Source organism: Xanthomonas euroxanthea (assembly GCF_900476395.1).
GTDB classification, from domain to species: domain Bacteria; phylum Pseudomonadota; class Gammaproteobacteria; order Xanthomonadales; family Xanthomonadaceae; genus Xanthomonas; species Xanthomonas euroxanthea.
The window spans coordinates 1,322,033-1,343,258 of sequence record NZ_UIHB01000001.1; the positions used below are offsets into that span (position 1 = coordinate 1,322,033).

At 61.4% G+C, this 21,226-nt stretch carries 20 protein-coding genes and 1 pseudogene; 14 read left to right on the plus strand and 7 right to left on the minus strand.

The genetic code is table 11. The features are described 5' to 3' along the window. Positions 1 to 15: 15 nt before the first annotated feature. The 3 genes from CPBF1521_RS05875 to bdcA all read right to left on the minus strand — a co-directional run bounded on the left by CPBF1521_RS05875 (position 16) and on the right by bdcA (position 3,197). On the minus strand, positions 16 to 1,338 hold the full coding sequence (locus tag CPBF1521_RS05875; RefSeq protein ID WP_181901104.1) for a Smlt3024 family type IV secretion system effector: 1,323 nt from the start codon (positions 1,336 to 1,338) through the stop codon (positions 16 to 18). Between the two features lie 23 nt (positions 1,339 to 1,361). Next, positions 1,362 to 2,225, minus strand: coding sequence for a Smlt3025 familytype IV secretion system inhibitor (locus CPBF1521_RS05880; RefSeq protein ID WP_104582355.1), 864 nt, complete (start codon positions 2,223 to 2,225; stop codon positions 1,362 to 1,364). Positions 2,226 to 2,483: 258 nt separating this feature from the next. Then, positions 2,484 to 3,197 carry an SDR family oxidoreductase gene (gene bdcA, locus CPBF1521_RS05885; protein ID WP_115676312.1) on the minus strand — a complete coding sequence of 238 codons (714 nt, stop codon included), beginning with the start codon at positions 3,195 to 3,197 and terminating at the stop codon, positions 2,484 to 2,486. A gap of 71 nt (positions 3,198 to 3,268) precedes the next feature. Between bdcA and CPBF1521_RS05890 the strand changes: the two genes are divergently transcribed. The 11 genes and pseudogenes from CPBF1521_RS05890 to CPBF1521_RS05945 all read left to right on the plus strand — a co-directional run bounded on the left by CPBF1521_RS05890 (position 3,269) and on the right by CPBF1521_RS05945 (position 15,352). Then, positions 3,269 to 3,859 carry a TetR/AcrR family transcriptional regulator gene (locus CPBF1521_RS05890; protein WP_115676313.1) on the plus strand — a complete coding sequence of 197 codons (591 nt, stop codon included), beginning with the start codon at positions 3,269 to 3,271 and terminating at the stop codon, positions 3,857 to 3,859. A 259-nt stretch (positions 3,860 to 4,118) separates the two neighbouring features. After that, positions 4,119 to 4,649, plus strand: a complete 531-nt coding sequence (locus CPBF1521_RS05895) for a MarR family transcriptional regulator (protein ID WP_115676541.1) — start codon at positions 4,119 to 4,121, stop codon at positions 4,647 to 4,649. A 147-nt stretch (positions 4,650 to 4,796) separates the two neighbouring features. Then, positions 4,797 to 5,204 (plus strand): annotated as a pseudogene (locus tag CPBF1521_RS05900) (hypothetical protein); the annotation flags it as partial. 214 nt (positions 5,205 to 5,418) lie between these two features. Further along, positions 5,419 to 5,682, plus strand: coding sequence for a YlcI/YnfO family protein (locus CPBF1521_RS05905; RefSeq protein WP_104582362.1), 264 nt, complete (start codon positions 5,419 to 5,421; stop codon positions 5,680 to 5,682). Between the two features lie 6 nt (positions 5,683 to 5,688). After that, on the plus strand, positions 5,689 to 5,997 hold the full coding sequence (locus CPBF1521_RS05910; protein WP_115676315.1) for a type II toxin-antitoxin system RelE/ParE family toxin: 309 nt from the start codon (positions 5,689 to 5,691) through the stop codon (positions 5,995 to 5,997). Positions 5,998 to 6,037: 40 nt separating this feature from the next. Continuing rightward, a complete protein-coding gene (locus tag CPBF1521_RS05915) occupies positions 6,038 to 6,928 on the plus strand; it encodes a restriction endonuclease (RefSeq protein ID WP_115676316.1) in 891 nt (296 codons plus the stop codon). 43 nt (positions 6,929 to 6,971) lie between these two features. Continuing rightward, complete coding sequence (locus tag CPBF1521_RS05920) at positions 6,972 to 8,720, plus strand: class I SAM-dependent DNA methyltransferase (protein ID WP_115676317.1); 1,749 nt, start codon at positions 6,972 to 6,974, stop codon at positions 8,718 to 8,720. After that, complete coding sequence (locus CPBF1521_RS05925) at positions 8,710 to 10,062, plus strand: restriction endonuclease subunit S (protein WP_115676318.1); 1,353 nt, start codon at positions 8,710 to 8,712, stop codon at positions 10,060 to 10,062. Before CPBF1521_RS05920 ends, CPBF1521_RS05925 begins: the two co-directional genes overlap by 11 nt. Then, on the plus strand, positions 10,059 to 11,339 hold the full coding sequence (locus CPBF1521_RS05930; protein ID WP_201798617.1) for an FRG domain-containing protein: 1,281 nt from the start codon (positions 10,059 to 10,061) through the stop codon (positions 11,337 to 11,339). The genes CPBF1521_RS05925 and CPBF1521_RS05930 overlap by 4 nt, the downstream gene beginning before the upstream one ends. Positions 11,340 to 11,626: 287 nt before the next feature. Continuing rightward, entirely contained in the window at positions 11,627 to 14,797 is a 3,171-nt protein-coding gene (locus CPBF1521_RS05940) for a type I restriction endonuclease subunit R (protein WP_115676543.1), read from the plus strand. Between the two features lie 252 nt (positions 14,798 to 15,049). After that, positions 15,050 to 15,352, plus strand: coding sequence for an XAC0095 family protein (locus CPBF1521_RS05945; RefSeq protein ID WP_115676319.1), 303 nt, complete (start codon positions 15,050 to 15,052; stop codon positions 15,350 to 15,352). A 218-nt stretch (positions 15,353 to 15,570) separates the two neighbouring features. Here CPBF1521_RS05945 and CPBF1521_RS05955 read toward each other — a convergent pair whose 3' ends face one another. The 3 genes from CPBF1521_RS05955 to CPBF1521_RS05965 form a co-directional block, all read right to left on the minus strand. Continuing rightward, on the minus strand, positions 15,571 to 15,969 hold the full coding sequence (locus CPBF1521_RS05955) for a hypothetical protein (RefSeq protein ID WP_144410703.1): 399 nt from the start codon (positions 15,967 to 15,969) through the stop codon (positions 15,571 to 15,573). Between the two features lie 40 nt (positions 15,970 to 16,009). Then, positions 16,010 to 16,423 carry a hypothetical protein gene (locus tag CPBF1521_RS05960; RefSeq protein WP_147295420.1) on the minus strand — a complete coding sequence of 138 codons (414 nt, stop codon included), beginning with the start codon at positions 16,421 to 16,423 and terminating at the stop codon, positions 16,010 to 16,012. A gap of 116 nt (positions 16,424 to 16,539) precedes the next feature. Then, positions 16,540 to 17,169: a TetR/AcrR family transcriptional regulator gene (locus CPBF1521_RS05965; RefSeq protein ID WP_104582370.1), complete on the minus strand. Its 630-nt coding sequence runs from the start codon at positions 17,167 to 17,169 to the stop codon at positions 16,540 to 16,542. A 172-nt stretch (positions 17,170 to 17,341) separates the two neighbouring features. Between CPBF1521_RS05965 and CPBF1521_RS05970 the strand changes: the two genes are divergently transcribed. Further along, positions 17,342 to 18,130: a histidine phosphatase family protein gene (locus CPBF1521_RS05970; RefSeq protein WP_115676322.1), complete on the plus strand. Its 789-nt coding sequence runs from the start codon at positions 17,342 to 17,344 to the stop codon at positions 18,128 to 18,130. Then, positions 18,130 to 18,999, plus strand: a complete 870-nt coding sequence (locus tag CPBF1521_RS05975; protein WP_115676323.1) for an NAD(P)H-hydrate dehydratase — start codon at positions 18,130 to 18,132, stop codon at positions 18,997 to 18,999. The genes CPBF1521_RS05970 and CPBF1521_RS05975 overlap by 1 nt, the downstream gene beginning before the upstream one ends. Positions 19,000 to 19,285: 286 nt before the next feature. On the opposite strand, the gene CPBF1521_RS05980 is transcribed toward CPBF1521_RS05975, so the two are convergent. Next, the gene (locus CPBF1521_RS05980; RefSeq protein WP_235858399.1) at positions 19,286 to 19,489 is read right to left on the minus strand and encodes a hypothetical protein; all 204 of its coding nucleotides are present in this window, start codon (positions 19,487 to 19,489) and stop codon (positions 19,286 to 19,288) included. On the opposite strand from CPBF1521_RS05980, the gene CPBF1521_RS05985 reads away from it, so the two are divergent. Next, positions 19,462 to 20,919 carry a glycoside hydrolase family 30 protein gene (locus CPBF1521_RS05985; protein WP_181901105.1) on the plus strand — a complete coding sequence of 486 codons (1,458 nt, stop codon included), beginning with the start codon at positions 19,462 to 19,464 and terminating at the stop codon, positions 20,917 to 20,919. The genes CPBF1521_RS05980 and CPBF1521_RS05985 overlap by 28 nt on opposite strands. The last annotated feature ends 307 nt before the right edge of the window (positions 20,920 to 21,226 follow it).

The following is a 21,226-nucleotide window of genomic DNA, read 5'->3' on the forward strand; positions in this document are numbered from 1 at the left end:
GCCGCGCTGCCGGCTTTATCCCATGCGCATCGACGCACTCTCGCGCTGCCGGTCCGCCTCCTGCTGCTGGCTCTGCGCCAACGCCTGCTGGCGGTCGGTACTGGCCACCTCCAGCTGCTGCAGCGACTGCGCCACCGGCGTCTGCACAGCCACATCGGTCGGCATGTGGGCGCGCAGGTGCGCGGGGTTGTTCAACTCGCCCTGCACCACAAACACATTGCGGCCAGCCGGGCTGTCGGCGGTCTGCTGGCTCAGCACCACGTGGTCGGCCCGTTCCAGGTTGTTCTGGCGGGCGAGGGTCATCACGCTGGCGATGAGACGCTCGCTGTTCTCGTCCGGCGTGCGCCCGGCTTGCGCATCGATCGCGCTTACGCCCGCACGTACCTGCTGCAGCAGTGCGTAGTCGCGGTGATCAGGGCCGATATCGGTCAGTTTGGTGGGCGCCTGCGTCGGATCCGGCAGGCCGTCGGCCGACGCCGTGAACGGGCTGCGGGTGATGGAGCGGTACGGGTCGTCTTCGTGGAACTGCGTGGCTTTCTGCTGCCGCTCCAGGCGCACGGCGCGGGCATCATCGAGTTCGGCGATACGGCCGGCATTGGTTTCTTCGCGCATGGACAGATGCCCGCCGCCAGCGCTGACGTTCACCCACTTCTGTTCTTTCTCGAAGTACATCGCGTAGAAGCTGTTGCTGCCGATGACGTTTGGATCGACGGCGGAGCGGCCCTCCAGCATCTGGATCGCCTCGGTGGTGCCCAGCTTGGCCAGGTACTGGCTGCCGGCCGCCAGTCCCATCTGGGCAAAGGTCTCGTAGCCCGTGTTCCTGATGCGAGCGGCGCCGACGTACTCGTTGTCGAGCATGTTGACCCAGATCTGTTCCAGCTTCTGGGGGCCGCTTTTTTGCTCGGCTGCTTCTAAAAGGACGCGAGGTGTCCAGCAGTTGGGGTCGAGCTGGTGAAATTCGAATGCTCGATCATGTGCAGTCATCACATCCTTGCCAGGAAGGTTCAAGGCCAGGTCCGGGCGGCGCTGTTCCATCCAATGCATCCGCTGCGCCAAATCCTGTTTGACCAGCGTCTGCCCGAATACCTCCCATTGGCGCTCACTCAGTTCGGCATTGGCAAAGCGCGATCCGTTGTCGTGTTGCTGCCTGGCGTAATCCTGCGCATAACTGTTTGCCACTTGGCCGGGCAAGCTGTCATTGCGAACGACACCCAGTGCCAACGTTCCGTAGCCATCGGCACCTGGCAACTGGGAAAGATAGTTCCAGTAGAGTTCGCGGTTGCCATCTCTGGCATAGCTGGTCAGGACAGCCAAATCCTTCTTAGTCAATCCACTCATGATTCACTCCTGTAATGGGCGGATTACTGCACTTTGGTTCGCGCCAGTACATCCCGTACTGCGTCTTCCATGCGCTTCCAATCCTTCAGGAACGCCCTTTTGTAGGTCAACCTGATTGACAGCTTATTCTCGATATCCGAGAAATAATGAAAGCAACCGGCGGAAACTGCGCCATCCTCGTTGATGACCTGATCACCCTCCAGGCGCACGCCATCTCCTCGAAACTTCTTGCTGTCGCATTTGATAAATGTCGTCAGGTTGCCCTTTGGTCCGCGCGCAACATACCAGTCGTCTTCGTAGCCGGGGTTACGTGTTGGTGGTTTGCCATAGCGTGCTTCGTATTCTTTCGAAAACCCTGCCATCTTTGCTTCGTCAATGGTGTATAGCATTAGCCCCATGGTCTCGGTTTGGGCAATGCGTAAGTCCAGGCGATCTCTTGGATCTCGGCGTTCCACCGAACCGTCTTCAGTGATGGCCTCGTTGGACGACAGCCTCTCCAGCGATGTTTCGATGGGTGCGCGGTCGATGTAGTCGATCGACACGGAAATTTCTTTCCGGAAATCATTCGTACGCGGGTTGGCCCGTGCCCCGGGCGGGGTGGGGGTCATGTCTGGCCACTCGATGACAAGCGTCACGCCTTCGCCCGGCCACGGCGCGATCTGGCTGTCCAGGTAGTTGGCGGGGATGCGGAAGGTGTTCGGTCCCAGCTTTACGTCAACCGGAGCGTCCGAATAGGTGTGCCCGTTGATGGTGCGGCCTGTGGTGACGTTGTCTGGCATGGGGGAAGTCCTTTTCTGTTCGGGTGATGGCGTCCGTGCACAAGCACTGCCGGTCACAGCAACGGCGAGTGCAAGGGCCAGGCACCGGCCGGATGACATCATGTGCATTGGTCAATCCATTGCAGGGTTCGCCGCAACTATAGGCAACCTGGGATCAGCGCGACAGCAAAGACCAAGCCTGCGATGACCCGTGCCATGCGCCGCATGGCATGGGAATTCGATGACGCGCTGCCGGCAGGAGATGCCGGTGAATCAAGATGCTGGCGGTGCAACGGCAGTTCGCCACGTGTGCTGAAGAAGGACCTTTGCCGCCATCGATCGCACTATGTGTCGAGTTGCAGCGTGGTCAACGCCGACGTCGCCACGTCACGCCCCAAACGCACCATCGATCGTATGCATCGCACCGGTGACAAAGCCCGCTTCCGGGCCGGCCAGCCAGGCCACCATGCCGGCCACTTCCTCGGCGCGGCCGTGGCGCTTGATCGCCATGAAGCTGTGCATCAGGTCTTTCATCGGCCCGTTTTCCGGGTTGGCGTCGGTATCGATCGGGCCCGGTTGCACCACGTTGATGGTGATGCCGCGCGGCCCGAAGTCGCGGGCCAGCCCGCGCGCCAGCCCTTGCAGCGCGGATTTGCTCAGCGCGTAGGACGCCATGCCGGGCAGGGGCATGCGGTCGCCGTTGACCGAGCCGATCACGATGATCCGCCCGCCGGGCGGCATCTGCCGCGCGGCCTCCACGGCGGCGTGGTAGGGCGCGTGCACGTTGATGCGGAACAGCCGGTCCACCGCGTCCGGATCCTGGTCCAGCGCATCGCCGAACAAGGCGATGCCGGAGTTGACCACCAACACATCCAGCGGCCCGCTGCGGCGCACCGTGGCGATGACCGCATCGCGGTCGGCGCTGTCGGCCAGCACCGCGGTGCTGCCGGTGTCGCTGGCCAGGCGCTGCGCCGCCTCGGCAGAGCCGGCGTAGGTAAACGTCACCCGTGCGCCCTCGGCCACGAAGCGCCGCACGATGGCGGCGCCAATTCCCCGGCTGCCACCGAGCACCAACACCGACTTGTCCTTGAACGCTGACATGCACTTACCTCGCAATTAATGTAGCGAGTAATACATAATAGATTTCGTCTGCCGTCAAGGATTTTGTAACAATGACTACAGAAACCTCCCGGGCCCGTGGGCGGCCGCGGGCGTTCGACCCGGACCAAGCGGTCGCCACCGCGCAGAAGCTGTTTCATGCGCGCGGCTACGACGCACTGAGCGTGGCCGACCTCACCCAGGCGCTGGGCATCAACCCGCCCAGTTTCTACGCCGCCTTCGGCAGCAAGGCCGGCCTGTATGCGCGCATCCTCGACCGCTACGCGCAGACCGGGGCCATCCCGCTGCCGCAGATTCTGGACGCCAGCCGCCCGCTGGCCGACGCGCTGGCCGACGTACTGGAACAGGCCGCGCGCTGCTACGCCGCAGACCCCGCCGCCACCGGCTGCCTGGTGCTGGAAGGCACGCGCAGCAACGACGCGCAGGCGCGCGAGGCCGCCTGCGGGTTTCATGTCGCCGCCCAGGAGCTGATCCGCTCCCACATCGCCAAACACTGCCCGCACGACGCAGACCGGCTGGCGGATTTCGTCAGCACCACCATGGCCGGGCTGTCCGCCAGCGCCCGGCATGGGCAGAGCCTGGAGCGTCTGCTGGCGAGCGCGCGGTTGGCGGGGGAGGCGATTAGGGCGGCGCTGCCAGGCTAGGCAGGTCGCGCGAGGTCGCAGGCGCAGGGGCGTTATCAGGTGGACCTACCTGCGTGCCAGCAGGTCCATCGGCGGATTAGTCAGCGCGCCGGTGGAGCGGTTGCTTCAGGTTGCAAGAGCTCGACGCACACACTGGCACAGACGCAAAGCCAATGAGCGCGGGAGAGATCGTTGTCGCAGATAGCGGAGACCGCTTGCAAAAACAGCTCGCTCGCTGGATATTCCATATTCCGGAATATGGAATAAGGCGGGCTTGGCTGTGGAACTGAAGCCCCAGGATCTGGTGGTGCTGTACAAGCAGGTCGCCCAGGCGGGCCAGGCCTGGACGTATGCATCCCTTGGAGAAGCGCTGGGCATGAGCCCTTCTCAGGTGCATCGCAGCGTCAAGCGCGCGGTGGCCTCCGGCTTGGCGCTGGAAAAAAGTCGCGGCGAGTGGGAGACGGTGCGCACGGCGCTGCACGAGTTTGCGGTCCACGGCGTGCGTTACGCCTTTCCTGCCGTCATCGGGCCGCTAAGGCGTGGCATTCCTACGGCCTTCGGCGTGCCCCCACTGTCCATTGCCATTTCCAGCTCCCCAGGAGATGCACCGGTGTGGCCAAGCGCGCAGGGCACGGCCAAAGGCCCCAGCTTGTCGCCGTTGTCGACCGGTGTGCCCAACGCTGCGCTGGCCGACCCTGCCTTGCACCAACTTCTGGCGCTGCAGGACGCCCTACGCAGCGGGCGTGCCCGCGAGCGCACGCTGGCAGCAAGCTATCTCAAACAATTGCTGAGGCTTGGCGATGCGCTCTGACGATCCTAACTACCGCATCTGCTTGTGATTGCGAATGCATTGGGCGAGCTTCGCGAACACGTAGTATTTCTTGGCGGGGCAGTTGTTGGACTGCTGGTATCCGATCCATTGGCGGAAAGCGTCCGCGCCACCTATGACGTCGATGCGGTGGTCAATCTTGATTGGGCCCGGTTCCGCGGTATCGAGGCGCGTGTGGAATCGCAGGGCTTTGCGCACGAGATGCACAGCGGTGTTGTCTGCCGCTGGGTACACGAAGCGTCGGGCGTCCTCTTCGACCTGATGCCGGTGGATGCCGGCGTGCTTGGCTTCTCCAACCGCTGGTACGCCCATGCGGTAGAGACGGCCCAAGTTGTGGCCTTGAGCGATCGCCTGTCCATCCGCCTGGTGACAGCGACAGCATTCGTTGCGACCAAGCTCGAAGCCTTCGCTACCCGAGGCAACAGCGACTTCCTTTCCAGTCACGACCTGGAGGATGTCCTCAATGTCGTCGATGGCCGGGCCGAGCTGGTGGAAGAGCTTGCCGTGGAGCATGTAGATCTTCGGCAGTGGGTGGCCGACGTGTTCGTGGGGCTAGTGGATAACCCGGCGTTTGTGAACGCGTTGCCGGGATTGGTGACCGAACCGGCGCGCGCAAGCGTTGTGCTTCAGCGTCTACGTACCATTGCATCAGCGTAGCTGCGACATCGTCGACTTAGGTCTGCAAAGAAACCTTGAAGCACCGGCGCTAGCTTGCGATGATGCATCGCAATTGCAACGCACTGGGTCTGCCATGAAATCCGCATCTCTTCCATCGCTCCGGGTAGACCCGGCGCTGCGCGAAGCGGCCGAGGCCGTGCTGCAGGAGGGTGAGACGCTGTCCAGCTTTGTCGAGCACTCCGTGCGTGCCCAGGTGCAGCAGCGTCAGCAGCAGGAAGCCTTCATTGCACGCGGGCTGGCGTCGCGTGACAGCGCCAAGGCATCCAACCGGTACATCGACGCGACCGATGTGCTGGCCGGGCTGCAGTCCCAACTGGACCAGGCGCGCAAGGGCTGAGTCAAGGTGGGATTTTCCGTCCGCTTCACGCAGCAGGCGCGCGACGATCTCGCGCGTCTTTACGACTGGCTGCTACAGCGTGCCGAAGGCGACTTCACCGTGGCCGAGCGCGCGCTGCAGGCGATCCGCGACGGCGTCACCGTGCTCGAACTGGCCCCGTTGAGCTGCCGCAAGGCGGGGTTGGCGGACCCGTTCTTGCGGGAGCTGGTGATCGGTTTCGGTGCCAGCGGCTATGTGCTGCTGTTTGAGGTGGAAAGCGATCAGGTCGTCACCGTTTTGGCAGTCAGGCATCAGCGTGAAGACGACTATCATTAAGCACGGCGTTAGCGCCAACGTCGCGCCACAGGGGAAGTAGATGGCCAATATCAGCAGGCGCCGCACGGGGGAATTGACCCGTGCGCTGTTCCATATCCTCAAGACCCAGCCGGAAGGCATGCGTGCGTCCGATGCACTGGCTTCGCTGGAAAAGCAGGTCGTGCTCACCGAGTACGAATCGGGTGACTACGAAACCGGTGGCCGTCGCTTCGAGAAAATCGTGCGCTTCAGCACCGTGGCGCCGGTCAAGGCCGGCTGGCTGGTCAAGGACAAAGGCATTTGGACCCTTACGCCAGAGGGTGAAGCAGCGTTGCATGCCTACCCGGATCCGGAGCAGTTCATCCGCGCGGTCGGGCAGCTGTACAAGAAGTGGAAGAGTGCCCAGCCAGTCGCCGACGAGGTCGACGATCGCGAAAGCGAGCTCACCGAGGAATCGGCCAGCATCACGCTGGAAGAAGCCGAAGAAATGGCATGGGCCGAGATCGAGGCTTACCTCGCCGCGATGCCGCCCTACGACTTCCAAGAGCTTGTGGCGTCGCTGCTGCGGGCGATGGGGTATCACGTTGCCTGGGTCGCACCACCCGGCAAGGACGGTGGCACCGACATCATTGCCTACAACGACCCGCTCGGCACCCGCCCGCCGCGCATTAAGGTGCAGGTCAAGCGCAATGCCAACTCGCCGCGGATCGATGTGACAGGCCTGCGCAGTTTTATGGCGGTTCTGGGGGATGGGGACGTCGGTTTGTTCGTCGCGCTGTCTGGCTTCACCAAGGACGCGGACTACGAGGCGCGCCAGTCGCATCGGCGGATCAGCCTGATCGATGCGCGCCGGTTGGTTGAGCTGTGGACTACGCACTATGGTCAGCTTGACGATGTGGCGCGCGTCCGTCTTCCGCTCAAACCCGTGTGGTTTCTGGCCGGTGAGCGCTAATTGCCGATTTTGAATGAATGATTCATTGGGAACTATCTCTAGAATGAAACAGATCGAACACCAATTTTTCAACGAGCTCGAAAAGAAGCTCTGGACCGCCGCCGATCAGCTGCGCTCCGCGCTGGACGCGTCTGTCTACAAGCATATCGTGTTGGGCCTGATCTTCCTTAAGTACGTCTCGGATGCTTTCGAGGAGCGGCAACGCGAATTGCGTGAGCAGTTTAAAAACCCGGAGCATGACTATTACATGGATCCGGCAGACTATCCGGAAGATTACGAAGCCGATATCGCCGCCGAACTGGAAGTTCGGGACTACTACACCGAAAAGAACGTCTTCTGGGTGCCGTTAGAAGCCCGTTGGGAAACGCTGCGTGGTTTGGCCAAGTTGCCGCCAGGCAGCGAATTGCCATGGCAGGTGCCCAAGCGTGACAGTGACGGCCGCTATATGCGCAACGAGGCTGGCAAGCTGGAAATGGCGCCGGACAAGATGCGCACCGTCGGCTGGCTGATCGACAACGCGATGGAGGCCGTGGAGCGCGAAAACCCCAAACTCAAGAACGTGTTGAACAAGGACTTCGCACGTACCCAGATCGACAGCGACAAACTCGCTGGCTTGATCGGCCACTTCTCCAGTACCAACTTCAGCCGGCCCACCTATGACGGGCAAGTTCTGGACTTGAAGAGCAAGGACATCCTCGGCCACGTCTACGAGTATTTCCTGGGCAAGTTCGCCCTGGCCGAAGGCAAGAAGGGTGGGCAGTACTACACGCCCAAGAGCATCGTCACGCTGATCGTGGAGATGCTGCAGCCCTTCAAGGGCCGGGTGTACGACCCCGCCATGGGCTCGGGCGGCTTCTTCGTGCAGAGCGAGGAATTCATTGCCCAGCACGGCGGCACAGTGGCCAACGGCAAGACCGGGCAGATCAGCGTCTACGGTCAGGAGAGCAACCCCACCACGTGGAAACTGGCGGCCATGAACATGGTCATCCGGGGCCTGGACTTCAACTTCGGCGGCCAGCCCGGCGACACCTTGCTCAACGACCTGCACCCGGACCTGCGCGCCGACTACGTGATGGCCAATCCGCCCTTCAATATGAAGGAATGGTGGAACGCCAAGCTGGAAAACGATCCGCGCTGGATTGCCGGTACCCCGCCACAGGGCAATGCCAACTTCGCGTGGCTGCAGCACATGCTCTACCACCTGGCGCCTACCGGTAGCATGGCCCTGTTGCTGGCCAATGGCTCGATGAGCAGCAACACCAACAATGAGGGCGAGATTCGCAAGCAACTGGTGGAGCGCGACTACGTGGAGTGCATGGTCGCTCTGCCGGGGCAGTTGTTCACCAATACGCAGATTCCGGCCTGTATCTGGTTCCTCACTCGCGACAAGGCCAACGGTTTTAATCTCGACAAGAAGAAGCGCGACCGGCGGGGTCAATTTTTATTCATCGACGCTCGTCAGCTCGGCTATATGAAGGACCGAGTGCTGCGCGATTTCACCGATGCCGATATCCAGAAGATCGCCGACACCTTCCACGCCTGGCAGCAGGGTGAGGGATATGAGGATGTCAAGGGATTCTGTGCATCCGTGGAGTTGAAGGGCATCCGCAAGTACGAGCATGTGCTGACGCCAGGGCGCTATGTAGGCGCCGAAGATCAGGAAGAAGATGCCGAAGCCTTCGCCGAAAAGATGGCGCGGCTGACGGTGCAGCTGGCGGAGCAGTTCGCGGAGAGCGCGAAGTTGGAGAAAGAGATCAAGAAGAACTTGGCGGGGTTGGGATATGAGTTCTGACTGGCTTGAAGTTCGTGTAGAAGAGATTGCCGCAAATGGTTCGAATGCGCTATCGACGGGTCCATTTGGTTCCTCGATTGGTTCTAGGTTCTTTACTGCTTCGGGCATTCCTGTTATTCGGGGTTCGAATCTAAGTGCAGATGTTGGGGTCAAGCTGGTTGACGAGAATCTTGTTTTTGTCTCGTTCGACAAAGCCAAGGAGTTCAGTCGGTCGATAGCAAAAAGAGGGGATTTGGTCTTCACCTGCTGGGGAACCATTAATCAGGTTGGGCTGATTCACGACAGGTCTAAGTACCCGGAATACGTGGTCTCCAACAAACAGATGAAGTTGACCGTTGACCCAAAGAAGGTCGAATCCAAGTTTTTGTACTACGTTTTCTCAAGTCCAGAAAAGCAGCGCGAAATCCTCTCCAACGGGATTGGTGCAGCAGTGCCGGGGTTCAATCTCGGTCAACTTAAAAAGCATTCATTCAGGCTGCCCCCTTTGAATGTCCAGCAGGGCATCGTCAAGGTGCTGGATTCCTTAGATGCAAAGATCGACCTCAATCGCCGCATCAACCAAACGCTTGAAGCCATGGCGCAAGCGATCTTCAAATCATGGTTTGTCGATTTCGCCCCCGTTGCAGCCAAGATCGCCGCCAAGGCCGAAGGCCGCGACCCGCTGCACGCTGCCATGACCGCCATCAGCGGCAAATCCGATGCCGAACTCGACGCCCTGCCCACCGAACAATTCACTTCCCTCGCCGCCACCGCCGCGCTGTTCCCGGATGAGACTGAGAACTCAGACCTCGGCGAGATTCCGAAGGGATGGCAGGTCAATAACGTGGGGCGACTACTGGAGCTGGCCTACGGAAAAGCCCTCAAGGCGATAGATCGCGTTGATGGTCCCATTCCTGTGTACGGCTCGGGTGGCGTGACTGGCTCTCACAGTCAGGCCCTCGTAAGCCATGGATCGGTGATTGTGGGGCGTAAAGGAACCGTAGGGGCGCTCTATTGGGAAGACGGCCCGTTTTTTCCAATCGATACGACGTTCTATGTGCGCCCAATCGCAGCGCCGATGACCTATTGCTTCTATCTCTTGCAGACACTAGGCCTAGACAAGATGAATACCGATGCGGCGGTGCCAGGGCTGAATAGGGATAACGTGTACCGCCTTGAGCATGTACTACCAAGTTCGATAGCCTTGCGGGCGTTCGACTCCATCGTCAGCTTGTTGCGGTCTGCGATTCGGGCTAACACGGATGCGTCGACATCGCTCAGCCAGTTGCGGGACGCGCTTCTTCCCAAGCTCCTTTCCGGCGAACTATATATCGAGAGCGCTGAGGCGGAGGTCGCAGCGTGAGCGAGGCCATCGAACCGCTGGTCACTCAAGAGCCCGTAGCAGTCAGCGACTACTTCTCGCAGATTCCGCTCTGGAGCGCGGATGGGAAGACCAAGTGCTTCGAGGTGATGTCCGACGAAGTGAGTGCGCGTATTCCAGTGACCCGTCTGGACAGCTGGCGCGATTTCACCCAACTGCTGGAAAGCGACTTCTTCAATCGGCCCGGTGTCCAACTGGTGTTCCGCGGTCACCGGCGCTTCGATTGGGGCCTGATGCCAACGCTGGGCCGGGTCACCACCAACGGCATCGTCACGGAGACGCTGGCCGACGGTCAGTTTGATCGCTTCAAGCGCGCAGTACGTGGCCGGCTCAACGACACGGCCTTGGTGGACGAGCCCGACGAGTTGTGGTCCGTAGGCCAGCACCATGGCCTGATGACGCCGTTGCTCGACTGGACCTACTCGCCTTACGTGGCCCTCTTTTTTGCGTTCCAAAAGGAAGACGATAGGGACGAAAAGGACAACCCCTACCGCGCGGTGTATGTACTTAACAAGAGCTTTCTTGCCGACAACGAGGCTGAAACCGGCATTCGCGTGTTTGAGCCACGGAAGGACCACCACGGACGGCTGGTGAATCAGGCCGGTCTGTTTACCTTCTCGCCCTACGACGCGACCTTGGAAAATAAGCTGACCAATGTACTGGCCGATGAGGAAGGCTTCACCGACGAGGAGCTGCGTTCCGCCTCCGAAGAAGAACAGCCCGAGATCCTTGCGCGCTACATCTGCAAGATCTACATCAAAAACGAGGAGCGTGACGCCTGCGTGCGCCACTTGCGGCGTATGAACGTGCACCACGCCAGCCTGTTCCCGGACCTGATCGGCGCATCGGACTACTGCAACATCCTCACGGCCGAGGCCGAGCAGGTAGCCGAGATTGCGCGACAGGCTGCCAAGGCAGCGGATGCGCCGCAGCCAGCCGTCGAGCCTCAGGCGACAGGCTTGGAAGTGCCCGTCGTTGTCGATGGAGCGCTGCAAAGTATCGAGCAGGTCTTGCGTGCGCCGCTGGAAGCGCAGCACGTGGAGCCAGGCCGTATTCCGTTGATCGCCCAAGAGTTGGCCAAGGTCATTGCCCTCAATAAGGTTGTCGACTGGGACAAGCGAGAGGCTGTACAAGCGCATATGCGAACGTCCATCCGTGTGCTGTTACGCAAGTACGGCTATCCGCTCAACGCGCGTGAAGGGGTGCTGGATCAGGTGTTGGCGCTGGCCAAAGTGACTAATGCGGACGGCGGCGCATGACCACCACTCCCACGCAAATGAGCGGTTCGGCTTGCCTGAGGGCAGCGGCAACACGGTGTCGCAAATCATCATTGCGACCATGGAGCAGGGGCTGGTGAAAAACGATCCCAACGCACCGGACTCGCGATGTTATGCGCGCTACATCCGGGCGTGGGCATAGCCGCCATTTCATGGCAAACCAGATTGGCCTCTCGTGGCCGAGCAAGTCATTTTTTTTTAAGTTTTCTTATTTCATCGCAAGCCGGGTCGCTCGCTAGAGGGCCTTGGAGGCGCGCAGAGGTTCCAACATGCTGAATGAACAACAACTCGAAGACCTCTGCCTAGGCTGGTTCCAGGAGTCCGGTTGGCAGTTCGCGCATGGTCCGGATATCGCGCCTGACAGCAATGTGCCCGAGCGCACAGACTACCGCCAAGTGGTGCTGCGCGGGAGGCTGCTCAGCGCGCTTGCCCGCATCAACCCGATGATCCCTCCCATGGCATTGGAGCAGGCTGCGGATGCGTTGACTGTCGTGAGCGAGCCGCAGCTGGTGTTGCGCAACCGCTACGTGCATGGCCTTCTTTTGAATGGCATGACGGTGGAGTTCGCACAGGGCGATGAGAAGAAGACCGACCTGGTGCGGTTCATCGACTTCGCGCAAGCCAGCAACAACGATTTTCTGGTGGTGAGCCAGTTCACCATTGCTGGCACCAAAAAGCCGCGCCGCCCCGATGTGGCTGCCTTCGTCAACGGTTTGCCGCTAGCCGTGGTGGAGCTGAAGAATCCCGCCAATGCGCAAACGGATGTGTGGGACGCCTTCAACCAGTTGCAGACCTACAAGGACGAGATCGGCGACCTGTTCAACAGTAACGTCGCCCTGGTGGTAAGCGATGGCTGGACGGCCCGCGTGGGCTCGCTGACCGCAAACGCCGAGCGCATGCTGCCGTGGCGTACCATCGCCAACGAAGACGACCGGCCGCGCCTGCAGATGGAGCTGGAGACTGTGGTGCGGGGCTTTTTCAGGCCGGAACTGTTTCTGGACTACGTGCAGCACTTCGTGCTGTTTGAGCAGGATGGGGACAGCCTTACCAAGAAAATTGCGGGGTACCACCAGTTCCACGCGGTGCGCGAGGCGGTGCGCGTCACGGTTATTGCGGCTCAAGACGCTGGAGGAGGCATGCTGAAGGTGCATGAAGAACGTGCCAGCTATGGCAAAGAGGTCAGGCCGGGTTCGCGTAAGGCGGGCGTCGTTTGGCACACGCAAGGCTCGGGCAAGAGCATCACCATGGTGTGCTATGCCGGCAAGTTGCTGCAGCAGCCCGAGATGAAGAATCCGACCCTGGTGGTGGTGACCGACCGCAACGACCTGGATGGCCAACTATTCGCCACCTTCAGTGCCGCCAGTGATCTGCTCAAGACCACTCCTGTGCAGGCTGGCGGCCGCGACGAGTTGCGCGAGATGCTGGCCACGCGCGAGGCGGGCGGCATCATCTTTACCACGGTGCAGAAGTTCGCCTTGCAGGAGGGGGAGCAGGCTCACCCGCTGCTTTCTGACCGCACCAACATCGTGGTGATCTCGGATGAAGCGCACCGCAGTCAGTACGGGATCAAGGCGCACCTGGATACCAAAACAGGCGAGTACGTGTATGGGTACGCCAAGCACCTGCGCGATTCGCTGAAGAATGCCACCTTCATCGGTTTCACCGGGACACCGATTGCGTTGGAGGATAAAAACACCCGGGCGGTGTTTGGCGATTACGTCAGCATCTACGACATCCAAGACGCCGTGGACGATGGTGCGACGGTGCCTATCTTCTATGAGAGCCGCTTGGCCAAGCTGGACGTGAACCAGACAGAGATCGATGCGCTTAACGCGCAGGTTGATGAAGTCGTCGAGGACGAGGAGGACATTGCCAGCCGCGAAAGGACCAAGAGCGAATGGGCAACGCTGGAAAAGCTGGTGGGCGCCGAGCCGCGTTTGCAGCAGGTAGCTAAAGACTTGGTGCAGCATTTCGACGCGCGCATCAGCACCATTGACGGCAAGGCCATGATCGTCTGTATGAGCCGCGAAATTTGCGTGCAGCTCTACAATGCCATCTGCGTGGGTGACGAAAACAACCCGCCCTTGCGCCCCGACTGGCACAGTACCGATCCGGAACTGGGGGCCATTAAAATCGTGATGACCGGCTCAGCTGCCGACAAGGCGTCTTTGCAGCCGCATATCTACACCAACAAAGTGAAGAAGCGCCTGGAGAAGCGCTTCAAAGATCCGGCTGACACGCTGAAGCTGGTGATCGTACGCGATATGTGGCTGACGGGATTTGACGCGCCATGCTGCCATACCATGTATATCGACAAGCCCATGAAGGGGCACAACCTGATGCAGGCGATTGCCCGCGTCAACCGCGTGTTCAAGAACAAGCCCGGTGGACTGGTGGTGGATTACATCGGGATTGCCAATGAGCTGAAGTCCGCGCTCAAGACCTATACCGATGCCAAGGGCAAGGGCGACCCCACTCACAACACGACCGAAGCGCTGGCGGTGCTGCTCGAAAAGATGGACATCGTGCGCGGCATGATGCATGGGTTCGACTACAGCGCCTTTGAGACGCAAGCTGTGCAACTGCTGGTGCCGGCCGCCAACCATATCCTGGGGTTGAAGGACGGCAAGACCCGCTTCATCGACACGATGCTGGCCGTTGCCAAAGCATTTTCGCTGTGTGGAACGCTGGACGAGGCGGGTGCGCTGCGCAAGGAAATCGCTTTCTTCTCTGCCATCAAGGCAGCTATCGCGAAGTTCACCACTGTGGACAAGAAGCGCACCGATGCCGAAAAAAACAGTGCTCTCAAGCAGATTCTGGATAACGCCATCTTCTCGGACGGTGTGGCGGACGTGTTTGCGTTGGCGGGGCTGGATAAGCCGAACATCGGCCTGCTCTCAGACGAGTTCCTGGACGACGTACGCCGGATGGAGAGCCGCAATCTGGCTGTGGAGTTGCTGGAGAAGCTACTGCGCGATGAGATCAGGGCGCGGGCCAGCAACAACGTGGTGCAGGAGAAGAAGTACGGTGATCGCTTGCTTGAGGCTCTGCGTAAGTATCACAACCGCGCGATTGAAACCGCCCAAGTCATCGAAGAGTTGATCCAGATGGCCAAGGAGTTTCAGGCCGCCTTGGCACGAGACGCGTCACTTGGGCTGGCGCCAGATGAGATCGCCTTCTACGACGCGCTGGCCAACAACGAAAGCGCGGTACGGGAGCTTGGCGATGAGGTGCTGAAGAAAATCGCCATCGAGATCACCGAGAAGCTGCGCGCCGCCACCACAGTGGATTGGCAGGTGCGCGAGAGCGTTCGTGCACGATTGCGCATTCTGGTGCGGCGATGCCTGCAGAAGTGGAAGTATCCTCCAGATAAGCAATTAGAAGCCGTAGAGCTTGTACTGCGTCAAGCCGAAAAGTTATCGGGTGCGTGGTCAAAGTAGGGAAATGACCACGTAACCCTTTTGGTCAGCTGCAGGTTTGAACCGGCGGAGCAGTGGTTACAACGAGACTTCTTTCTTCGCGGTAGGCAAAGGGGGGGGGGGATTTCTAGCGCTAATCAGGTAGGTCGTGGGCTGTTGACTAGCGCCGCGTTAGGTAGCACGATTACTTTACGGAGCCTCGGAACTCCTCGTACAGCGGCTCGCCACCTCCGACAACGGTGGTTTCGCTCGATTGGTACCTGCGAGAATCAAATGACCGAGGCTCATCATCACTTAGATGCGAACGCTGGCTACTACCTGCCAGAACACGCGCAATACCGCCTGCAGCAACTGCGCGACCACATGCGCTTTCTGGCGCGTTTGGCGCAGTCGCGCACACCAGCGGAAGAGCAGGCGCGGCAGCCTGCCATCTGCATGGATGAGTTGGCGTTCTGCCTTGAACTGCTGGCCGAGCAAGTGACGCAGACAATGGCGCAGGTGCAGTGGCCCGCGCACCTTGGGCCCGATGATGCTGACAACGCTACCGACGCAGGGGAGGCTGCAAGAACCGATTAGCGATGGACTTGCCGCGCACACGGAAACAGGCAATGGCCGATATGTATGCGCTGCGTTTGCCTTCGGCGTCAAGCGGAGCAGGTGGATGCGCTGGAACAGTTGCTGACCATCGCCGCCCATGGCGATGTGATCGCTGCCGGTAACGCTGATCGGCTGGAACCCTGTACCTCAGTGTCGGCCAGCTGTATCTGCAGTGCGCTGTTATCCGGGAAAGGCGATCAGTATTCCGCCAGTGAGCCGGTATACCAGTAGGCTTTGCCTTTGATCGTGCGTTTGTCGAACTTGAGCGTGCCTCGCTTGCCCTTGATTTCAAGCGTGAACGACGGCGGCAAGTCGGTGCGTCCGGGGTTGGTGAAAACGATGCGCATGTGGTTGGCAGTTGGCTTGAAGTACCACTGCGTGCTTTCCGATGGAAGCCCGCGTGATGCAATGTCCGGCCAGGTCATGACCAGGCCGCCGATGCCATCAGGGTCGCCTCCGCTATAGACCAGAAAGCTGTAGCCAGCGGTATCTGTTTCAAACGACAGGACATCGCCGGTAGCGGCAGCGGACGTACTTGTCAGCAGGGCGATCAACAAGATCAGACTGGTCCATAGACTGCGCATGTGTGTTTTCATCGTTCGTCCCTGCGATGGATGTCTATTGTTTGCCGAGTCGCTACGGGTAGGCATAAGGACCCACGATCCAGGACGCATTGCCTGGAATAACGCGCTTGCCAACGGTCAGGCGGCGACTTCTCCCCTGTATCTCCAAAGTAAAAGACGGCGGCAGTTTGGGGTCGCCTGGATAGGCGAATTTGGCGCCTGCGCGGGTGTGTTCCTTATCCATGTGGTACTTCACACCGGTGAAAGGCAGGTCCCCGTGCGCATAGCCGGGCCAGCGAATCATGGCGCCGGCAATGCCGTCGTTTTCCTTGCTTCCACCACCGACATACAGTTCGACTTCGTAGGTGTTGTCAGCGCTTCGAAAGGTGACCACCGTACTTGTGGCCAGTGCAGGAGCGCTGGTAAACGCAAATACCAGGAGCAGCGTCAACAGCATAGCCACCTTGGGTGTGATTCGATTTCGCATGCGACATCCTTCCTTGGTATGAAGCTGGATCTTATCTGATCGAAATACTGTAGCCGGCCCAGGCGCACAGCATCAGCTGTGCAATTGCCAATTACTACCCCGAATGAAGCGGTCGATCACACCGGCGCCGACTTCAAAATCCCCGACAGACTCTCCCGCAGGATCAGCTGCAAATGCATGCGGTTGAGTTCCATGCCGCTGGTCATCACGCTGTGCAGGCCGCCGCACATGGCGGCGACGGCGAAGACGCGGGCCTGGAATTCCTGTTCGCTGCTGGCCGGGTCGGCGTGGCCGCGCAGCAGGCGCTTGAGCAGGGCGCTGAGGTGTTCGATCAGCGATGCGCTCTGCCGGCGCATGAAGGCGGCCAGCACCGGGTCGCGCAGGGTGGCCAGGTGCAGTTCCAGGTCGATGCGGGTGCGCTTGATGTTGATTTCCTGCAGCAGCCATTCCTCGAGCAGGCCGGCGATGAAATCCACCACGTGCACGTTGGCCGGGCGCTCCACCAGCCACATCTGGCGGATGGCGCGCATGTAGTTGCGCTCCAGCAGTGCGCGCACCAGCGCGTCCTTGTCTTCGAAGCGTTGCAGCAGGCTGCCGCAGCTGACCCTGGCGCGCTCGGCGATCAGTTCGAAACTGGTGGCGCCCAGGCCGATGGCGTCGATGCATTGCTCGGTGGCGTCCAGCACCTCTTCCAGCAGCAGTTCTTCGCGCTCTTTTGCCGTGCGCAGCAACAGGACGTTGGACATGGGCGGCGGGCTTGTGGGGGGCTGCAGTATAGCGGCGCGGCGTTCGTCGTCCGTTGCGTTCGCTTGTTGCTGTGCCATCAGTCATGGATGCGCGTGCGTATTGAACGCCGGCCACGGATGCGCTGGTCGACCATGTTTTCACGGCGGCTGTGCGACATGTGAGGCCGACGTTGTGCAGGAGAAGCATGTGAGTGAGAACAGTGCGGTAGCCGGTGTCTCGGCGCAGTGGCCGGCGCGGTTGTGGGTGGTGCGGCATGGGCAGAGCGCGGGCAACGTGGCGCGTGATCTGGCCGAGTCCAACGGCTCGGCCTTGATCGACCTGGAGCACCGCGATGCGGATGTGCCGTTGTCGGATCTTGGCGAGCGCCAGGCCGAGGCGCTGGGGGCGTGGATGGCCGGCTTGCCCGAGCAGGAGCGCCCGACGTTGATCCTGAGTTCCACCTACATACGTGCGCGCCAGACTGCCGCCGCGGTGGCGCGTGCGCTGGGGCAGCCGGCCGAGTCGGTCAGCGTGGACGAGCGTTTGCGCGAGAAGGAATTCGGCGTGCTCGACCGCTACACCACGGCCGGCATTCTTGCGACCTTCCCGGAGCTGGCCGAGCAGCGCAAGCTGGTGGGCAAGTTCTACTTTCGCCCGCCCGGTGGCGAGAGCTGGTGCGATGTGATCTTCCGCCTGCGTGGGGTGGTGGGCGATCTGCAGCGCAACCACGTGGGCGCGCGGGTGCTGATCGTGGGGCATCAGGTGATCGTCAACTGCTTCCGCTATCTGATCGAGCGGATGGACGAGGCCACCATCCTGGGCATCGACCGCGAGGGCGATGTGCCCAATTGCGGCGTCACCGAGTATGCGGCTGCGGCCGATGGGCAATCGCTGGAGTTGCTGCGTACCAAGTTCGTGCCGCCGGAGCTGGCCGACGAGCCAGTGACCACCGAGTCCGACCGCCCGGCCGGGGCGCGCTGATGGCCGCCCCGCGCATGCGCATGCTCACCATGGCCGCCTTGCGGGCGATGCCATTGCCGGCCCCGGGTGGCGACAAGGAGCAGCGTGGGCGCGTGTTGATCGTGGGTGGCTCGATGCGTGTGCCGGGTGCGGCGCTGCTGGCCGGCGAGGCGGCGCTGCGCACCGGTGCCGGCAAGCTGCAGATCGCCACCGCCGCCAGTGTGGCGCCGGGCATGGCCTTGGCGGTGCCGGAGGCGCTGGTATTGGGGCTTGCGCAGAACGGCCAGGGCGAGATCGTGCGCGGGCACCGCGCGCTGGACGGGGCGATGGCAGCCTGCGATGCGGCAGTGATCGGGCCGGGCATGGCATCGTCGGCCACCACCACGGCGATGGTCAGGCGCGCTGCCGAGCAGGCGGTGTGCACCTTGGTGCTGGATGCCGGCGCGTTGTCGCGTGGTCTGCGGGCACCGATCGGGCGGCCGTTCGTGCTGACGCCGCATGCGGGCGAGATGGCGACCCTGGCCGGCGACGACAAGGCCGCGGTGGAAGCGGCGCCGGGGGAGTACGCGCTGAAGTTTGCGCAGAAGCTGCGCAGCGTGGTGATCGTCAAGGGTGCGGACAGTTTCATCGCCGGGCCCGACGGTGCGTTGTGGATGCATCGCGGGGGCGCATCCGGGTTGGGCACGTCCGGGTCTGGCGATGTCCTGGCGGGATTGATTGCGGGTTTTGCCGCGCGCGGCTGCGATGCATTGGGCGCTGCGCTATGGGGCGTGTTTGTGCATGCAGCGGCGGGCAGGCAGTTGGCCAGGCGGATCGGGCCGGTGGGGTTTTTGGCACGCGAGCTTGGGTTGGAAGTGCCTGGGATTCTGGATCGGTTGGCGCGCCGGTGATCGACGCTCGTCGCGGTGATGCGGCGCGCAGACCAAGCCCCTCTCCAGCGGGAGAGGGGCTGGGGTGAGGGTACGTTTGCTGAAGGCGTGGTGCTGTCTTTCCAGTTGGGGTTTAGGTTGTTGCCTTGATTGCCGGGGGCGGGTTGCACCCCTGGCAGATGTACCCTCATCCGGCCCTTCGGGCCACTTTCTCCCGAGGGGAGAAGGGAGTGTCCGATGGTGGAAGGGTGCATGGTTGCGCTCGTTTGTTGCGCGATGTTGCGCCGCGTTGGTCGGTTAGGCTTGGTCACCAACCTGGGAGGGTGCACGGTGAAGCGAACGATTGCGTGGTCGATGGTGGGGGTTCTGGGGATTTGGGGTGCTGCGACTGAAACGGTGTTGGCATCTGCATCTGCATCTGCAACAGCAGCAACAGCAACAGCAGCAATAGCAACAGCAGCAACAGCAGCAACGCCGATTCCGATGCCGGCATCGACGGCACCGTCTGCATCCACGCCCGCATCGACGGCGGTAGACGCTGCGGTTGCGGGTGCTGCTGCTCCGCCAGCAGGACCCGCCGGCGCACTACGCGTCTACACCACCGCCCAGGGCGCAACGCAGCAGATGCGCGCCAGCACTGCCGAGGCGCCCAAGACCGGGCATGCGTTGACCGAGAAGGAGAACTCCATCTTCGTCAATCCGCAACGCCGCTTTCAGGAAGTGCTGGGCATTGGCGGGGCGATCACCGATGCCAGTGCCGAGACCTTTGCCAGGCTGCCCAAGCCTGCGCAGCGCGCCTTGCTCACTGCCTACTACGACCCGCAAAAAGGCATCGGCTATACGCTGGCGCGCACCACCATCCACAGCTCGGACTTCAGCAGCGGCAGCTACACCTACATCAAGGACGGCGATGCGGCGCTGAAGAGCTTTTCGGTCAGGCACGATGAGCGTTATCGCATTCCGATGCTGCGCCAGGCCATCGCGGCGGCCGGCGGCACATTGACGACATTTGCCAGCCCGTGGAGCGCGCCGGCCTTCATGAAAGACAGCAACAACATGCTCAAGGGCGGCAAGCTGCTGCCCGCGTATGCGCAGGCCTGGGCCACCTACTACACGCGCTTCATTGCGGCCTACGAAAAGGCCGGCATCCCGATCTGGGGCATCAGCCTGCAGAACGAGCCGATGGCGGTACAGACCTGGGAGTCGATGGTGTTTTCCGCCGAGGAAGAGCGCGACTTTCTGAAAAATCATCTTGGTCCGACGATGGAGCAGGCGGGCTATGGCGACCGCAAGATCATCGTATGGGATCACAACCGCGACATGATGCTGCACCGCGCGCACGTGATCTTCGACGACCCGGACGCGGCGAAATACGCGTGGGGCATGGGCTTCCACTGGTACGAGACCTGGGCCGGGTTCGCGCCGATGGTGGAGAACGTGGCGGCGGTGGCGCAGGCGTACCCGGACAAGCCGCTGTTGCTGACCGAAGCGGCGGTGGAAAAGTTCGACCCGGCAAAGCTGCAGCATTGGCCCAACGGCGAGCGCTATGGCACCGCCATCATCAACGACCTCAATCATGGGGCGGTGGGCTGGACGGACTGGAACATCCTGCTCGACGAACATGGCGGGCCGAACCATGTGGGCAACTACTGCTTTGCGCCGGTGCATGCCGATACACGCACCGGCGAGGTGATCTACACGCCGAGCTATTGGTATATCGGCCACTTTTCCAAGTTCATCCGCCCCGGTGCGCGGCGGGTGAGTGCGGCCAGCAGCCGCAGCAATCTGGCAACGACGTCCTTTCTCAATACCGATGGCAGCCTGGCGACGGTGGTGATGAATGCCAGCGATGTGGCGATCCGTTACAACCTGTACGTGGGCGCCGCGTCCAGTGAGTTGGAGATCCCGGCGCATGCGATCCAGACTGTGGTGATGCAGTAAGCGCGGACCGTGGGCTGGGTGTTGGTGGGAGATTGCGTACCCTCATCCGCCCTTCGGGCACCTTCTCCCGGGGGGAGAAGGGGGAGCTTACGGGTGCTCGTAGCCAGCGTTGCGTCGCCGGTTTAACCATCGTGCGTGTACGTCCCGCCGATGCGTCACCCGTCGATACCGTTGCCGGTACCAAGAACGCCACCGAAGAGACGCCGTCAAAGAAACCCGCCGAAGAAACGCCCGCCGAAGAAACGCCCGCCGAAGAAACGCCCGCCGAAGAAACGCCCGCCGAAGAAACGCCCGCCGATCGCTGCGC

Coding starts and splice junctions, on each gene's coding strand:
- CPBF1521_RS05875 (WP_181901104.1), bottom strand. CDS start 1,338: ATGAGTGGATTGACTAAGAAGGATTTGGCTGTCCTGACCAGCTATGCC.
- CPBF1521_RS05880 (WP_104582355.1), bottom strand. CDS start 2,225: ATGCACATGATGTCATCCGGCCGGTGCCTGGCCCTTGCACTCGCCGTT.
- bdcA (WP_115676312.1), bottom strand. CDS start 3,197: ATGTCAGCGTTCAAGGACAAGTCGGTGTTGGTGCTCGGTGGCAGCCGG.
- CPBF1521_RS05890 (WP_115676313.1), top strand. CDS start 3,269: ATGACTACAGAAACCTCCCGGGCCCGTGGGCGGCCGCGGGCGTTCGAC.
- CPBF1521_RS05905 (WP_104582362.1), top strand. CDS start 5,419: ATGAAATCCGCATCTCTTCCATCGCTCCGGGTAGACCCGGCGCTGCGC.
- CPBF1521_RS05915 (WP_115676316.1), top strand. CDS start 6,038: ATGGCCAATATCAGCAGGCGCCGCACGGGGGAATTGACCCGTGCGCTG.
- CPBF1521_RS05920 (WP_115676317.1), top strand. CDS start 6,972: ATGAAACAGATCGAACACCAATTTTTCAACGAGCTCGAAAAGAAGCTC.
- CPBF1521_RS05925 (WP_115676318.1), top strand. CDS start 8,710: ATGAGTTCTGACTGGCTTGAAGTTCGTGTAGAAGAGATTGCCGCAAAT.
- CPBF1521_RS05940 (WP_115676543.1), top strand. CDS start 11,627: ATGCTGAATGAACAACAACTCGAAGACCTCTGCCTAGGCTGGTTCCAG.
- CPBF1521_RS05945 (WP_115676319.1), top strand. CDS start 15,050: ATGACCGAGGCTCATCATCACTTAGATGCGAACGCTGGCTACTACCTG.
- CPBF1521_RS05955 (WP_144410703.1), bottom strand. CDS start 15,969: ATGAAAACACACATGCGCAGTCTATGGACCAGTCTGATCTTGTTGATC.
- CPBF1521_RS05960 (WP_147295420.1), bottom strand. CDS start 16,423: ATGCGAAATCGAATCACACCCAAGGTGGCTATGCTGTTGACGCTGCTC.
- CPBF1521_RS05965 (WP_104582370.1), bottom strand. CDS start 17,169: ATGTCCAACGTCCTGTTGCTGCGCACGGCAAAAGAGCGCGAAGAACTG.
- CPBF1521_RS05975 (WP_115676323.1), top strand. CDS start 18,130: ATGGCCGCCCCGCGCATGCGCATGCTCACCATGGCCGCCTTGCGGGCG.
- CPBF1521_RS05985 (WP_181901105.1), top strand. CDS start 19,462: ATGCCGGCATCGACGGCACCGTCTGCATCCACGCCCGCATCGACGGCG.
- CPBF1521_RS05980 (WP_235858399.1), bottom strand. CDS start 19,489: ATGCAGACGGTGCCGTCGATGCCGGCATCGGAATCGGCGTTGCTGCTG.